The sequence below is a fragment of the Bacteroides sp. 2201st1_D9_2201SCRN_220225 genome, from assembly GCF_040928965.1.
GTDB lineage: Bacteria > Bacteroidota > Bacteroidia > Bacteroidales > Bacteroidaceae > Bacteroides > Bacteroides stercoris.
Map to the genome: position 1 here is coordinate 1 of NZ_JBCODG010000042.1, position 15,558 is coordinate 15,558.

A 15,558-nucleotide genomic window follows, 5' to 3' on the forward strand; every position below is an offset into this window, starting at 1 on the left:
AGAGATAGAGCTCTTTTCTTATATAGACTTGCTAAATTATATGCTTAAATATAAAATCCCTCAGATTGTTACGTTGACCCGTCAACTGCGAGTTCAACTGCCATTGCCTAAAAACAAAAATCAGATAGTAATCTTGCGATAACTATCTGATTTTCAAGAGAGCGGCAAGCGAGGCTCGAACTCGTGACCCTCAGCTTGGGAAGCTGATGCCTTTTAATCCTGCGGATTAAAAGTGACCAACTGAGCTACTGCCGCTTATATCTTCTTAGAAGAAGTCCTTTCAAGTTGCGGTTTACATGTTGGTTTACACGTAAACAAGATAAATTCAACAATAAATTAATAATCTCTTTGCAGCATTGAACTGCACCACAAAGTTAGTCAATATTGTGCTGTTATCCAATGATTCTTTCTTATAGTTTTGCTTTTGACTATCAGTTTTTTATCTATCTACTGATATAGTATATAATAGTATAAAGTAGCTTTCTCCCTACTGAAAAAGTATTCATATATTGTATTGACATTGCATAATATAGTATCGGTATAAAAATCAGTAGTAGGTATATAAAGCTATATCTTCTTAAAAATCTACCTGCTGAAAAATCTACTCTTATTGTTTTGTGTTCTCTGCATCTATAAATATGCTTGTGAAACACATAGTTTTGTAGTTAATAAGATGTTTGTTCAGAACTGAAAAAGCCAACTTATCCGTTGTTTGAAGTATATACTTCAAATGGGTAGGTTGGCTTTTTGTCTGTCAAGTAGTGGTCTGCTATTGTTTTACACAATCTCTTGTATCATCAACGGTTTGATTGTCATCGTTCAAAAGTTTTATAATAAGTTTGGTATCTGATACAGATTTAACTCTTATATACCACGGCTCATTATCGTAGGTATCACTTTCTTCATCATATCCATAGCACATCAGCGTATTGTTTTTAGAATCAAAAGTGTATTTGTACTTCTCAACATAGTAAACTGTTGAGGGTTGGTTGGCAAAGTAGCAATAGCCTTTCTCGACAATAAAGTAGGGACAATCGTCTGTATAGGCATCATACCATACGCCTTGTAACAGTTCTTGTGTTGATTTACCACCGTTACTTTCTTCATCATTATCACTACTGCAAGAAGCAAAGTTCACACACATTACTATGGCTAATAAAGCCATTCCAATAAATCTAAATGTTTTCATTTCGTTTGATTTTGAAATAGTTATTCTGATTGTACTAATTCAAATTTTCTGTCTTTTAGTTGGTAGATATGCCTAATAGCGTTGTTCCATCCATTAGAGCCAAAAACAGTAATAGTCTTGTTCTCTGAATCAAACTTACATTGTCCGTTTTCCAACTCTGTAAATGGTACTTCTGTTTTCTGTATAAAGTAACCGTATGGGCTGACGTCGTACACATCATAAGCATTGGAATCCCTTGAACCACTTTTATAGCGGTTGATAATGAACTCCTCTTCTCCGTCAAAATCAACATCAGAAAAGAAGAAAGGAGAATCATCCGAAAGGTATTCTTCGCTCTTTAATTTAGCCGTATAATCCAACTCTATAACTGTGTTGTGCGGATATGTGTTACCCTTATCATACAGAATCTTATCAGTCCATTTCTCCGCAAAGTAGTAGTATTGTACTCCTTGTTTCTCTAAACAGAATAGAGCATTACCTACCTCACCATATTGCAACCACATAACCTTTACTGTATATCCGTTTATAGGCTGTTTGTATTTTATGTATATATGTGGCTGATTAAAGCACTCAAATTCTTGCGGAACAGATGTCTTGTCTGTTTTGCAAGCCGCTAAACTAAGTAGCCCAATAATGATAAATAGCAATCTTCTCATTATCTTTCATTCATAATATCAACAATCTGCCTAAAAACATCACCTGCCATCAGTCCACCGCTTGCAGGTAATTCTGTCTTATTAATGGTAACGATAACACTGTATTTCGGATTATCGGCAGGGAAGTAACCGCAAAATTCTACCGCATATTCACCGTTCGGAAGTTGAATTGTTCCCGTTGCTCCAGCTACTTTAACTTTATCTGATTGGGCAGGTTTAGCTAATCCATTAGAAACAGAGTATTCCAATGCTTCTTTTATGGCAGTCTTACTTTTAGCTATGTAATTAAAGAAAGTCAAGTTCTGTAATGGAGTGGTGAGAATGCCATATCCCAAAGGATTATAAACAAGACTTGTGTCTTTCACTTGATAACCATACTTTGCAAGTGCTTCCGAAAAGGCTTGTTCATTCTCAAATACTTTTTTTACTATTTTGTAATTGGCGATATTGGATGCTACTCCAAAGCCTTGTTCCACTGTGATTTTTCCATATCCACCCCTATGCCAATTATGGTCGCACAATGTATCTTTACCAATAGCTAAGACACCATCTGCAACATCTATCGAATCGGATAGTTTGACTGCCTTTGTTTCCAATACTGCCAAAAGTGAAGCGATACGCACTAATCCCGATTCTTGCAGAATAGAATCAGAACCAACAGAAACTTTAATTTCTCCCGTCCGTACTTCCATTATAATAACTTGCCCTACCGTAGCATTAAGTTCGGATAGCTTGTTTTGCAGGATAGAATCAACACTTACTTGTAAAGTGCTGTCTATGGTAGAAACTTGTTCCGCTTTTTGTTTGGTGCAGGCTATAAATGTAGCTATGCTAATTAAAAGGATAACAGTATTTTTCATGGTAGTTTATGTAAATGGAAATATCATTCATTACTCTTATAAAAGCAATATGCCATTATTACAATATTTATAATATTGTATAAAATAGTTAGGATAACAGCGACACTATCCCACATGCTTTCCCAATGATTAGCCATAAGTGCAAGAAATCCAGTGACAAATAGAATTGTACATGCCCCGTCCATATCACGCCCATTTTTTATTCCTACTCTTATTTCAGCTATAATCGCGGAAATACAAGCTATTCCAGAGTATGTGTATATTCTATAATTACTAATTTCCACTAATGTACAAGATGACATATCAACCCATGAACATACAATATTCCAAGCAATAAGCCCGACTATAAAATAAATGATAGCTGCAATAATCAGACATACAATATATTTGAGAATATCCATAATTATCAAGATGTTATTTGCTATTAATCCGCTTATAAACAAGTATAACGGTTTGTCCTCTAAAAGTTCCTCCTATGGTAATTCTACTTAATACACCATTCACTCTATTAGAAACGATTACCACTCCACTTTCACCAAAGCCTTTGTATTCGTAACCATCTTTAGATATTAGAGTAACGGTCTCATTTTTATAAGTTACAGTAGCTTTAGATTCACTAATAAGATGGGCTGTAATATTTGAAGCACTTACAGTCGTCACTTTCTCATTGTCAATAACTGCATAATCAAACTTGTATTCATCAGCATATAGATTGATACTGAATGCGATTAATATGAATGCTAAGAATTTGAATTTCATACATACTTCTATTTAATGTGAACACATAGATACTAAAACCAATAATCCAACAATAGTAGCAATTATTGACATACATCCAGTTTTATTCAGTTCCTTGTCTTTGAATCCATTCTCCAAGCCGTTTTTAATAAAAATACATGCAAAGAATCCTCCTGCGATAATACCCAAAAGTACCCATAAGGACATTCCAAAATTAGAAGTTCCACCGTTATCCCATCTACCACGATTACCAATGTCTGCAAATAGATAAGTAGTATTGAGGAATAGCACGATAAAAAACAACACGCATTTATTTAACTGCTTCATACTTAGCTACTTTAATTATATATTATTGAGGTTTGAATCATATTGGGCTGTTATCTAAGCTATCTTTTCTCTAACTCCATTGAAGCCATCCTCATGCGTGACAAAGTTTCAGAATCTATTCCTGCTCTAAAATCTGTTTCGCTTATCACATTCCCATCTTTATCATAATAGGTACGTTGTTGTAATGTGCTATATGTAACCATTTCCCCATTTTCATAATACATCTTTAAGCAAACAAGAATGCCATTGTTTACTTCTATGGATAGAGTTTTTCCATCGCTTGACCATGCTGTTCCATCGAAAGCGTTACCTTTTTTGTCATGTACGAACACATTGAATATATTTCCCGATTTTCTGTCTTTATCTTCCGTAAAGTCTAATTCATATAGATAGGTTTTACCTATTCCACATGAAACGAAAAACAGTAGAAGTCCTAATAAATATTTTTTCATAACCGTATAGTTCGATTGTTAATCTGAATATCTTCTGTTTACTATAGCCTTAGCAATCTCATTGAAATATGTGGCAACTTCTTTATTGGCATAAAAAGCCCGATACTTCTTTTGTTTGCGTACACTTAAAGCTCTGTACTCCGCACCACTTATCCTATTTCCTTTGTTGTCATACCAATAATCATCATTGTCAGCATTTCCTAACTCTCCTTTAGAATCATATATTGTTCCAAAATCATCTGCGGATAGTCTGTCTTTTTTCAGTGCATCCATATATTTCCCATACGCATTTCTAAATTCCTCACATTTATATTCATTCCAATTTTTACTTGCGATATAAGATTGAACATTATTCCCTAAATTATGTATATACAGTTCTTTGTCTATTCTCCGTTCACCATATTTATAGGAAAAACTGCCTTGAAAATTTTGGTTTATGGATAATGCAACATCATTACTTTCTGTATTTGTCCCATATATGGTGACAAAGCATAGAGAAAACAAAATCAGAATAAAAGTTCTCATAATCTCAACAATTAGTAATTAAAGTAAATAGTACCCAAAGCCGTATGCTCTACTTTCCATTCAAAATTATTCACTATAATTTCCTTGTCTAACAAAGCATTGACCCTAACGGCTCTGTTGTTACAGTCTCTCCAACTTTCTCTATATAAAGAACGGTCTAATACTGCCCTAACATAGATTTCAGTTTCTCCCGAATAGGATTCCCCGAAATTGATTTTAATTTTCGTTCTTTTAAAATTCTGTGAACTTGTATCAAAAAAATATGCTCCTATTGTCTGATAGTTTTGTGTGGTGGAACGATTAGGAGTAGAATATGAAGGCACATTCGGGAAATACTCATTACTATTACCTTGGTTATGTTCGTTGCTACTGTTGTTATTACTTTTGCCAACTATTACGGGTTTGTATTCAACTAATGGAAGTTGTGAATAAGCAACTGTTGGCAATACTGTAAAAGCTAAAATTGAAATAATCTTCTTCATTGCTCACTAATATTGTACTTCCCAATTCCCCGAAGAAGCGAATAAAAAAATAAGGTGTGGGAACTTATCATCCTTATCCATTGGTGGGCTTCTCGCATTGCCTCGTAGCGGATAAAGACAATAGCCCACACCAAAGGATATGTAGAAAGCCAATAATGGCTATACATACCAAAGATGTGGTGCTACCGTCCATTATCTTTGCTACAGGAAAATTTTGCGAGAATTTACCAATAAAGATAATTTCAATAACACCTTTTCGTTAAATATGTCCTTTCAGTGTCTTAACGCATTAAGACTACTGGAATTGTTGCAAAGTTAGCGAAAAGTTTTGAATAGCTAAAGATAAAACGCTGATAAATGCAGTTCTAAATGTTCTAAAGCATATCTTTAGTAAGTAATTAGAGAAGTATTCAGCTTCTTTTCTTTGTAATAGCATAAGCAGGTACTTTTTTTGAATGGGGACTATAAGAAGATTTCTTCCCGAAAAAAGTACCCGTAGTTTCTGCGGATTGAAAGATGTAGTTCTATTAGAGATTATAAGGTATATGGGTTTGTTGCCTAACTAAGTAATGAATGAAAGAAGTATCTAATCTTCATAATGGATATAAAAAAAGTCCGCAAATACTGCGAACTATTTAATAATCAGTCTGCTATTTGCCTTTTTCAATAGCCTCTTTTAATTCATTAAAGCTGTCAAAGTAGAAGAAATATCCACCTTCCGAGGTTGGTACTCTAAAATATCTTTCATTTGCGTTTTTTGAAACTGCGTAAACAATATCTTTATATTTCAATTTAAGAATGATAGTTCCTAAAATTTTGGTAATGAATAATTCACCCACTTCTCCAGTTAGAGACATATAGCCATTGCTTGCCATTCTCCATAATCCAACATTGCCTAAAGAGAACATACCTTCCATATCTATTGTGTTTTTAGTTAATTAGACCACAAAATTAGTGATTCATTTGCAATTATAGCGGTATCTGTGAGGATAAATTTGCCCAATCACTCAATACAGATGGGACAATGCAGGTAGTTTTTGTTAATCTTATAGATAAAGATTAGTTTCGGGTATTTGCCCAATAAGAATAGAGTAACGGGACAAAGCCAAAGTTCTTCACCAAAATTTCCGCTTGGGTCTTTATAGAAAGCACCACCCGTTAAAGTGGAACTTACCTTATATAATCTAACTCCGCAATAAAACTTATCTTCCCATTCTTTAGCAATTCTGATAGTAGCCACAATCTCATTTTCTCCACGAGAGTAATATTCAAGATAGTTGGATGCACCACCAACCATGAGCGTATGTTCAAACAGTTCTTTGGGAAAGCCCGGAACATTACAGTACCATTTGCGCCCTATCTTGGTAAATGATACCTCATAATTTCCATTGCCCACCATTGCATGATATAGTGCCTTTGCAAGAACGAGTATAGCTCTTATATAGGCAGAGCTTTTCTTACATACGGACACACTTTTCTTGAAGTAAGTTTTAAGATTACTCATAGCTGATAAATTTTAAATGATTAAATAAATGGGATTTTGTAAACGGACACTGCAAAGCTATGTGTTTAATTTGAATTATCAAAATAAACTGTATTTCAATACTTTGCATATGTTTGCATAATTCAGAAATTATTTTATGGAATAGCTAAATAATCAGTAGATTAGTATGGCATATAAGTAGTTCCCCAAAATTGCACATACCATAAACTACAAGCCATATCATGGCTTTTTAAAAAGATAATTTTCTTACGCTTGCATTAATGTAGGGCTAATTACGTTATCGCAATCTGTTTGGCTTGGAACTATGCCCTATCAGATTTAGATATAACCATTATTTGTAGTTTCTCTTACATTGCAGTTTTTGAAAGTTACTGTATATTAGAGAACGGGACAAAATTCTCTATTTCTGAAAAAGGTATGATAACAACAGAAATTTCAAACTTTGTCCCATTCCAATAAAAAAGTGTAACTAAGATTGCGCATAAATAAAGATGGATAAAATCAGTATCAGCAAAAAAGGATTGATAATACCAATCATTATCAGTAGTAGAACTACCAATGTACCCCATAAAATCAATTTTCCATTATCTTCCATTTTGTAGTATTTTTAAGTGAATAAAAAAGAAAGGACACCTAAATAAATAGATGTCCTCTCATTACATTATATAAAAGGCAAGTAACAATCATCCAATACCCCACTGTCAATAATCTTTCTGCAAAGTTCATGTGAGGCTTGATTTCTAAGGTCTGTTCTGTACCCCTTATCACCAACCATTTTAATGATTGCCACAATGGTTTTCATTAATTCCTGCTGTAATGTACGGTGATAATATCTTGTACTTTCAGCAAATTTTTGAGGATTCCAACTCATATCATTCAAAGCTCTTTCCAATTCTTTTGCAGCCTTATATTCACGGCTTTCTTGTAATTCCATATCTCATTATTTAAAAGGTTTGTAAAATAGATAAGAAAGGACACCTAATAAATAGATGTCCTCTCATTAATTAGTCAATAAACCATTTGTAATGCTCATCCCCATGCAAGGCTGCATTAATTCCAACTGCCATTTCAGTAGCATTTAAAGAGCGGTCTAAGAATGAATCAATATATGAACTTTTATTTGCTCCAGTGAGCAAATTATAAAATTTCCACATATTCAAGTCATTTCCAAAGCTGCCAAAGTTCTCATCATTAATGTAGGCTTTTGCAACACTGTTTATTTGTGTATCAGTAAGCAACATTCTTGGCAGTCTCTTTTGGTAGCCATTGGGCAAACACTGATAAAGTCTCATTTTACCCAATATTTGGCAGAATTGATGCTCACTCATTGAAGTATTGCCCAACTTTTGCATCAAATGCAGATGTTTGGCAGGATTGTAGTTGTTGAACAGTTCCAAGGCAGAACGGTAAAGTTCACTTGTATTGCTCACTCTTAAATCATCCTTGTAACCGTCTGTAAAGATGCACATATTGCAACATACTTGGTTCTTAAAGCCAATAGCCAATCTAAACAACTCTGGAACTTTCTTTGAATACAGATTCATTTGATTATAGGCTCTGACCCCTACTATTGAAAGGTTCAACTTGTTTCCCTCAACCGTTTCATAGATTGTGGGAATGTCAATACTGAAAGCTGCCCTCTCATAGTAGATTGTTTTGTCTGATTCCAACAACTGATTGGCAGGTTTGTGGATAGCTTCGGGAATACGACCCTTAATCACATGAGAGACACGAATATCGGGTGTTCCAATAGTCTCACCATTGTAATAGGAGTTTGCAGCTTCCCAAACTGTTTCAATAAATGCAGCATGGTTTACTGTAAGCTCATTGTCTTTTGCAAAAACGGGAGTAATGCAGTCATTTTTCAAATGTTGCAAGGTAGCTTCTTGGGTGTTTGCCTCAATGAAATGATTTACCCTTTTAGGTGTTGCAGTTTCTTCAATAATGGTTGCTTCTTCTGCAAACTCACCTAAATTCATTCTCTCTTTGTTCTCTGTTGGCATGATAACTAAATTTCTCATATTGATAAAAGTTTAAATGATTAATAATTCTTTTTTATATCAATATACAGAGGGGGACTAAGGGGGTAGTACACTGTAAAGGCAGACACTCTTATATATTTAAGGTTACTGATTGAATGGGGAGGGGGGCTTTCTGTATAAAGTACCTTATAATATTTGCTCTCTTGACTTTTAGCAAAACTGAATATAGGTGATTCTTTAGTTAGGTAGTCTTTTTAATGGTATTAGCTGTATGTGGTATATTATAAAGTATAGGCTATATAACTCTTCCTAACGTGGAAATATTCGGAAAATCGGAATCGGGGAAAATGTGGGACTGTGGTTCTGCGCCAAAAATAAAAGCCGCAAGAATTTCCTGCGACTGTATATTATTAGTTAGTACGAAAATTACTCTGTTTCATTAGTTATTAAGGTTGATAGGGACATTTTACTTAATTTCTGTATCGGGTATAGAAAGGCAAGAAAATGAGATTTTGTCCCATTTAGCTAAACTAATTCCGAATTTAATTGATAGCCTCTTATATTACCCGATTTAAATGGATTTGCTTGATAATAGAGACCGATAAGTTTCGGTTCTATATTTTCTTCGGGGTGTATGTTCAATCTCTCATATATTCTCGTTAATTCATTAACTATTTTCTCATTGGAATATCTGTTACCAACCTTGAATATATTCTTAACCAGTCTGATAACTTTATTCCCCTTACGTTGTGTCAGAATCATTTCTTCTTTGATTTTCTTTTTGGAATAGTTAAGTTCTTCTATCCTCTCTTTGCCCAAAGTCTCAAACGCTTCCACAATGAACGGGTCAATCTTCCGCATATCATTAATGAAATCTAAGGCGTATTCCGAGTAGGGAGTTTCCATTTCACTAAGAAGTTGTACCATTTTTCTGTGTTTGTCCTTTACCGAGCGTGTAGTCTTGGCAATCTTTAATTTCTCGTCATTCTCGTTATATTCGCAATTCTCAAATGTGGGATTGAAGAAATGGCAGTCATTGTACCAGTTCTTTATTTCTTGTCTTGATTGGTATCTGTTGTTCACCAATACGGAATTAATCTCATTGTCTATGGCAAACCAGTTCTTTGTAAAGTCCGAATATAGGAATTTACGGAACGGCATGGTTTCAAGAACTGCACCGAAAGCGAATCTGCTTTCTCTGTTATCCGCACTTTTGTATAAGGTTTGTATCGTGTTATAGGCAAATTCATGTGCCGAAATTTCCCATTCTATCTGTTCCCTGTCTTTGGTTATGATTTCGGGATTCACCCGATAGATATGTGTTGCCGATTTTATACCGTTACGGAATCTTCCGCAAATCTGTATGCAGTCCGTATCTATGTCAAGTATGGTATATTCGGAATTATAAGGGTCTGTAACCATTACCAAATCGGGCTGATAAGGCAAATCCAAGTCGAATGCCGTAAAGAATCTGCCAGTGAAGAAGTTATATTTCTTCATGGTATCTGCGTTCCAATCATTATAAGCATTATCAAAGGAGTATTCATTTTTCAGTTTCAAACGGCTTTTTGGCGCACAGTAAACGGTAGAATCCTCCAATATGCCGAACTGTTTCATTATGGAGTAAATCATTACCACGGAATTGACGAAAAAGCAGACTGTTTCCTCTGTGTGATTGCCTAAATATTCACTTATTGCCTTGTATATATTATAAGTATGTGTAACCGCAATTTCTTGTCTGTAATCATAATCGGCACTTACTTCCACTGTTTCAAACTCTTTAAATCTTGGGTCACTGAATCCGATAGGAGTGGCGGAAACAAGAGCCTTGCTTTTGAAACGAAAAAAGTCATTCATGGGCAGCACTATGTCCGTTCTGTAATCCACATCCTTGATTAATTGGTGGCATTCATCCATCAGCAGGAAGAAATGATTATAAATGTCAATACCACTGCAAGCGTTTTTCACTTTTCCAAAACTTTCGGGAGTAGTCATTATCTTATGTAGTCTGTTATTAGTCAGATAATTGCGAATCTTATCTGTTGTGACATCTTCATAAACGCCTAACAGATTGCTGTATTTTCCGCACTTGCTTTTGATGACGGGTACATTGGGAACTACGATAATGGAATTTCTTTGGGTTTCAAGCTCCAAAGTGGTAGCACCACAGCCGGGTATTCTTTTGGAAAGTATGCAGTTTGACGGAATCTCACTCATTACGTCAGACAGGTATTGACCTTTATGTAGAGTAATCATAATCCTTTGCTGTTTAGATAATCTATAAATTCATCGCTTCTCCTTATGCTGAAAAAGAGTTTTCCGAAACGGAACAGCCCTCTAAGTCTTATATAGGCTTCGGTTTCCCGTAAAAAAGGGATTCTTGCAATATTGTATTTCTGTTCTATTAGTTCTTTTACCACATCCTCTTGGAACTCGCTGCATAGCTTGGATAGTCTGGACGGGAATACTCCAAAATCCTCATAATCTCCCGTTTGCAGATAATTAAGAATCCACTGCCAGCCTTGTGCGTTGAGTTGGTATCTTATACTCGTTACTCCTTGACTGCTAATCCATGCTTCACCGTTCACTTGGATATAAAGCTGCTTGTGTTGTTTCATTAGTAGCTTCACTTGTCTGTGTGCAGCTTCATTATTATATGTTTGGGCAAACTGTATCTGTTTCATTTTCTCTGTTCCGATTAAAAAGAAAGCCGAGAGAGATTGTTCCCTCGACTTCCTTCCAAGCTGATTGTTTAGGCTACTTCATTCTGTTTGGGAACTTGTTGTTTGGCTTCCGCTTCTGATTTCTTCATCCATTCGGGTTTGCAGGCTTCACAGATAAGGCTGTTCACTTCATCCGTTGCTTTCATGCAGAACTTTACATTCCCGTTGAATGTGGAAGAAAATCTCACGCAACGGTAACGCTCGCCGCTGTTGTTGTACCAGTCCGCTTCAATATAGCCCCTCATAGTGGAGTTCATGTACTGCTTGAACAGTTCCATTACCAAGTTTTCACCCTCTTGGGCAATTTCGACCTCATGTTCCTCTGCTTTGTAGTCGTGCAAGCCGTTTATCATTTTAGCCATGCCGAAATGTATTGCCGAAATAAGGTCTGCATCTCCTGCACCCTCAAAATGTTGTGTCATGCCAGTAGCATAAACGACTGTGACCGATATAATCAGTTCTCCTTTTGAGGATTGTTTGAAACGCATATCCGTTCTGACGGGAAACATGAGGAATGCTTCTTTCAGTTCCTGCACGAATGCTGCACTTACTTTAGTGTTTTCTACTATGTTTTCTACTTCACTATTTAATGCTTCTGCAAATTTTAAATTTTTCATAATTCCTAATTTTAGATATTTTACATATTAATTATTAAGTCATTAAAGAACTACTAAAGCTATGCGCACTTACTTATTTGTTCCCTTTTGACATTGCAAAATTAGGGCAGAAATAAGGGGTAACAAAGCATTTTGCCTAATGCCCATGTGTGTAGAAAACGTGCCCATTCCAGTACGCAAAAAAAATGCGTACCGAAAAGAACAACCCTTTCAGTACGCATTTCTGCTATGTTTTTATGTATGTCGTTTATGAAACTACGTTGTAGTTATTAGCTATGACAGACGGAAATTTCTCGTTCTTGTATCTTCTAAGGAGATTGGATAACATTCTGTTCTTGTTACCCTCCGAATCGTATTCTTCATTATATCTTTTGCCATCATAGCCCACTGTATAGATAAGCCTTGAAACAAGCATCATCTTGTCTTTAGATACCTTTACTTTTTTATCGGGTATGGTGGTAGCCTTTCTTCTTTCAATAAAAGACAGAAACATATCCGTAAATTTCCACTTCTTATAAGATATGTCAAGACTGAACTTGTCCGTAAAGCTGATTTTTGACGATAAGTCATTTCTGATAAAGCCCTCCAAACCTATGTCCTTTAATTGTTTAATCATGGTTTCTCTATCTTGCTCACTATGTATAATATCGCTGTATGTATTGACAAAATGCTGCAAGGCTGCTTGAATGATTCTGATTGTGTCCTCCCTTTCAACGACATAGCTTTTCTTGTTATTCTTCTTTAGGGTGATACTGGTAGCTTCCGATAGGTTGGTATGAAAATAGCTAAAATCCTCCAATACGGACTTATTTAATGCAGGTGCGTTTGTACCAATATCCTCTATAAAGTCATATACGAACAGAAGTAGATACCAAAACTTGCTAACATCCAACTTATACGCTTCAATGGTATTCTGTAAATCTTCATTAGTTAGAAACTTCTCTTTGAAAGAATCATCCAGCTTTCTGTATTCTCGTTTCTTGTATTCTTCCAAAGTTCCTTTGAAAGTTTTCATTTCTTGTGTTCTCTCGTACCTTTCTTCAACGGACAAGTTTCTTTCCGCATATCTGTTGGCGAATATGGCAGGTGCAGCGGACACATCTTCATAATCGGGCAGGAAGTGATTGGCTACTTCCCACACATATTCTAATAGTGGTTCAGCAAGGTATTTGTAGCTTTCAATCCAATTAACTTTCAAATCGGGCAGTTCTTCTATTTCCATTGCTTGCTATGTTAGATAAAAACTTTTTCTTTATCTGTATTGATAAAATTCACTCTGTTATATTGCCTAAATGAGGTTAGGCTATTATGCGTTAATGAATCTAATTGTTGCATCATACAGTGGTAGCCATTTTCTTTATAATAAAAGAGCCAAAATTCTTTATTGTTATTAGTTGAGAACTTGTTATACATACAGCTTTCCTGAAAGAGTTTGTTAAAATATGTATGGTCTGTTTCTCCTAAAGAATGCCCAAAAATTGCAACTGATTTTATTCTGTCATATAATTCAGAAAAATTAAGTGCCTTATATTTTATGTTATATGCTTTACGCAAAAAAACATGCTCTTTTTTTATTCCAGCATTATCTTCAACTCCAAATATTATATCGTTATTAGATGCTTCTCCATGAACTTTTATTAATCTATTATCTATATCCTCGTCAGATAGCCCACATTGCTTTAATATCAGCCTTGTTGATGCAGTATAATTAAAATCTAAAATAATATTGTTTTTTGTTGAAGACAAATTTGTAAGTACTTCATAAGCTTTAGAATTCTTATTTATACTTGAATAATCAATATTATTAATATAAACAACTAATTGTTTACATAAAGCCTCATACTCAGTTTTGAATTTTGCATTATCTTCATTTTTCGAATAAAGCTTTAACTCATTTTCTATATCAATCCAGTTTTGTAATTCAGCATTTACTTTTAAATAGATAGCTAATTGATTTTGCATATTCAGCAAGATTTGAAATTCATCACTATTCACAAAGTCCATATAGCTTGTGGATAAACCTAAACTTAAATCAAATCCATTTCCTATGATTAGAGCTGATTGGTATTTATTAAAATCAATATTTCTCATTTTGTCCTTTTTTTGCAAAAATATAAAGAAAATCCCACCTGCATTGCTGCAAATGGGATTTATTTATAGATTAAAGGAGATTCCTCATGGCTTCATCCACTTGCTCATTATCGAAACTATCCAAGTATATTTGAGTGGTGGCTAAGTCTGAATGTCCCAATGCTTCACTTATCAATGCGATGTTTACTCCCGATTTCTTTAGGACGCTTGCGAATGAGTGCCGGGCGACATAGGTTGTCAAGTTGGCTTCAACTCCAAGCTGTGCGGCAAGTAGTTTTAGATTCTTATTGACCTTTCCTAATATCTTATGTATTCTGTTCTGCTTTTGTAGGGCGGTCTTGTGTATCTTGCTATCTAAAATCGGAAATAGATAGCCTTTGCTCTCCTTTGAATATTTTTCGATTATCTGCATGGCTTCTTGCGGTATTCCTATCTTGATTGGCTTTTTTGTCTTTTGACGAATATAGTGTAGCCTGCCATTTTGGATATTCTCGTTTGTCAGATTAGCTATGTCTGTGAAATTGATTCCACCGCATAGATAGCTGAACACGAATATGTCTTTGCTTAACTCCATATATTGTTGCTTTCCGATGGGCTGCACTTCTGTTGTGAATTTCAGCACGTCTGTTTTGGCAATGGCTCTCTTTTGGGTAGTGGTATCGAATTTGTTAATCTTGTAATCATCAAACGGATAATCGGACTTTCGGGCACACTTTGCTTTGATAGCTTTATTGTATGCACTACGGAGCGTGCGAAAAAGTAGGCTGATTGTAGTTTCTCTATTACCTTTGGAGCGTAGCCACTTCTCATACTTGTTAAGCCAAGCAATATCTATTTCATTAAATGGAATATCCAATTTCCCATTAGTGAAAACTTTGAGTGAATTGAATGAGCCTTTATAGATAAGACGGTTTCCACATTTATCCTCCCGTGTGTATTGCTCTATAAGTTCCTTGTAGAACATACTGACTGTTTTTAGCTCAAACTTTGTATTCTCATTATTGAGTAAAGTGGTGGTAGTGTATTCTTTTTGTTCGCTGTTTAGTTCCAACATGCGTTGTTGTAGCTCCCTTTGTTTATCCAAGATAATCTTTTGGATATATTCTTTATTAGGGCAGTTAGGCTTAGGTTTGTTTCGTGTGAAGTCCCAATATTTAGGATTGATGGATATGCCTAAACTTTGGTATTTACGCTTTCCTCCTTTAGATACTTGGAGCATCAATGGATTTTCACCATTGGATAATGTCTTAGATTTGTAGCAAACTACTGAAACACAGGCATTCATAATGAATTTTCGGTTTACATCTTGGTTTACATGCACCCTCTGAAACCACCCGAAAATAGACTTTCCGTAACCTGCTAAAAGCAGAAAACCTCGATAGCTAATCTATTAACTATCAAGGCTTTCATTA

19 protein-coding genes and 1 tRNA gene are annotated in these 15,558 nt (G+C 35.1%); all 20 read right to left on the reverse strand.

Annotated elements, in window-relative coordinates:
* Positions 1–160: 160 nt before the first annotated feature.
* Positions 161–255, reverse strand: a tRNA-Gly gene (locus AB5903_RS14030).
* Between the two features lie 514 nt (positions 256–769).
* Positions 770–1,189 carry a hypothetical protein gene (locus AB5903_RS14035; RefSeq protein WP_012055556.1) on the reverse strand — a complete coding sequence of 140 codons (420 nt, stop codon included), beginning with the start codon at positions 1,187–1,189 and terminating at the stop codon, positions 770–772.
* A gap of 20 nt (positions 1,190–1,209) precedes the next feature.
* Positions 1,210–1,845 (reverse strand): hypothetical protein, encoded by a 636-nt coding sequence (locus tag AB5903_RS14040; protein ID WP_012055555.1) that lies wholly within the window; start codon positions 1,843–1,845, stop codon positions 1,210–1,212.
* The gene (locus AB5903_RS14045) at positions 1,845–2,705 is read right to left on the reverse strand and encodes a penicillin-binding transpeptidase domain-containing protein (protein ID WP_007569770.1); all 861 of its coding nucleotides are present in this window, start codon (positions 2,703–2,705) and stop codon (positions 1,845–1,847) included. The genes AB5903_RS14040 and AB5903_RS14045 overlap by 1 nt, the downstream gene beginning before the upstream one ends.
* A 23-nt stretch (positions 2,706–2,728) precedes the next feature.
* Entirely contained in the window at positions 2,729–3,106 is a 378-nt protein-coding gene (locus tag AB5903_RS14050) for a hypothetical protein (RefSeq protein WP_007569769.1), read from the reverse strand.
* 13 nt (positions 3,107–3,119) lie between these two features.
* Entirely contained in the window at positions 3,120–3,464 is a 345-nt protein-coding gene (locus AB5903_RS14055; RefSeq protein WP_007569768.1) for a hypothetical protein, read from the reverse strand.
* A 12-nt stretch (positions 3,465–3,476) separates the two neighbouring features.
* A complete protein-coding gene (locus AB5903_RS14060; RefSeq protein WP_007569767.1) occupies positions 3,477–3,770 on the reverse strand; it encodes a hypothetical protein in 294 nt (97 codons plus the stop codon).
* A 59-nt stretch (positions 3,771–3,829) separates the two neighbouring features.
* The gene (locus tag AB5903_RS14065; RefSeq protein WP_368117954.1) at positions 3,830–4,222 is read right to left on the reverse strand and encodes a hypothetical protein; all 393 of its coding nucleotides are present in this window, start codon (positions 4,220–4,222) and stop codon (positions 3,830–3,832) included.
* Between the two features lie 18 nt (positions 4,223–4,240).
* Positions 4,241–4,747: a hypothetical protein gene (locus tag AB5903_RS14070; RefSeq protein WP_007569765.1), complete on the reverse strand. Its 507-nt coding sequence runs from the start codon at positions 4,745–4,747 to the stop codon at positions 4,241–4,243.
* Positions 4,748–4,758: 11 nt separating this feature from the next.
* Positions 4,759–5,229 carry a hypothetical protein gene (locus AB5903_RS14075; protein ID WP_007569764.1) on the reverse strand — a complete coding sequence of 157 codons (471 nt, stop codon included), beginning with the start codon at positions 5,227–5,229 and terminating at the stop codon, positions 4,759–4,761.
* 650 nt (positions 5,230–5,879) lie between these two features.
* The gene (locus tag AB5903_RS14080) at positions 5,880–6,146 is read right to left on the reverse strand and encodes a hypothetical protein (protein WP_007569762.1); all 267 of its coding nucleotides are present in this window, start codon (positions 6,144–6,146) and stop codon (positions 5,880–5,882) included.
* 86 nt (positions 6,147–6,232) lie between these two features.
* Complete coding sequence (locus AB5903_RS14085) at positions 6,233–6,733, reverse strand: DUF6717 family protein (protein WP_012055553.1); 501 nt, start codon at positions 6,731–6,733, stop codon at positions 6,233–6,235.
* A 661-nt stretch (positions 6,734–7,394) separates the two neighbouring features.
* Complete coding sequence (locus tag AB5903_RS14090) at positions 7,395–7,667, reverse strand: hypothetical protein (RefSeq protein ID WP_005942273.1); 273 nt, start codon at positions 7,665–7,667, stop codon at positions 7,395–7,397.
* 70 nt (positions 7,668–7,737) lie between these two features.
* Positions 7,738–8,754: a DUF3871 family protein gene (locus AB5903_RS14095; protein WP_368117955.1), complete on the reverse strand. Its 1,017-nt coding sequence runs from the start codon at positions 8,752–8,754 to the stop codon at positions 7,738–7,740.
* 486 nt (positions 8,755–9,240) lie between these two features.
* Positions 9,241–10,971, reverse strand: a complete 1,731-nt coding sequence (locus tag AB5903_RS14100; RefSeq protein ID WP_005942266.1) for a DEAD/DEAH box helicase family protein — start codon at positions 10,969–10,971, stop codon at positions 9,241–9,243.
* Positions 10,968–11,399, reverse strand: a complete 432-nt coding sequence (locus tag AB5903_RS14105) for a hypothetical protein (RefSeq protein ID WP_005942262.1) — start codon at positions 11,397–11,399, stop codon at positions 10,968–10,970. The genes AB5903_RS14100 and AB5903_RS14105 overlap by 4 nt, the downstream gene beginning before the upstream one ends.
* 68 nt (positions 11,400–11,467) lie before the next feature.
* Positions 11,468–12,055 (reverse strand): hypothetical protein, encoded by a 588-nt coding sequence (locus AB5903_RS14110; protein WP_007569752.1) that lies wholly within the window; start codon positions 12,053–12,055, stop codon positions 11,468–11,470.
* Between the two features lie 247 nt (positions 12,056–12,302).
* The gene (locus tag AB5903_RS14115) at positions 12,303–13,277 is read right to left on the reverse strand and encodes a hypothetical protein (RefSeq protein WP_012055551.1); all 975 of its coding nucleotides are present in this window, start codon (positions 13,275–13,277) and stop codon (positions 12,303–12,305) included.
* Between the two features lie 11 nt (positions 13,278–13,288).
* Positions 13,289–14,146, reverse strand: coding sequence for an AbiH family protein (locus AB5903_RS14120; RefSeq protein ID WP_012055550.1), 858 nt, complete (start codon positions 14,144–14,146; stop codon positions 13,289–13,291).
* 70 nt (positions 14,147–14,216) lie between these two features.
* Positions 14,217–15,431 carry a site-specific integrase gene (locus AB5903_RS14125; RefSeq protein WP_012055549.1) on the reverse strand — a complete coding sequence of 405 codons (1,215 nt, stop codon included), beginning with the start codon at positions 15,429–15,431 and terminating at the stop codon, positions 14,217–14,219.
* Positions 15,432–15,558 lie beyond the last annotated feature (127 nt).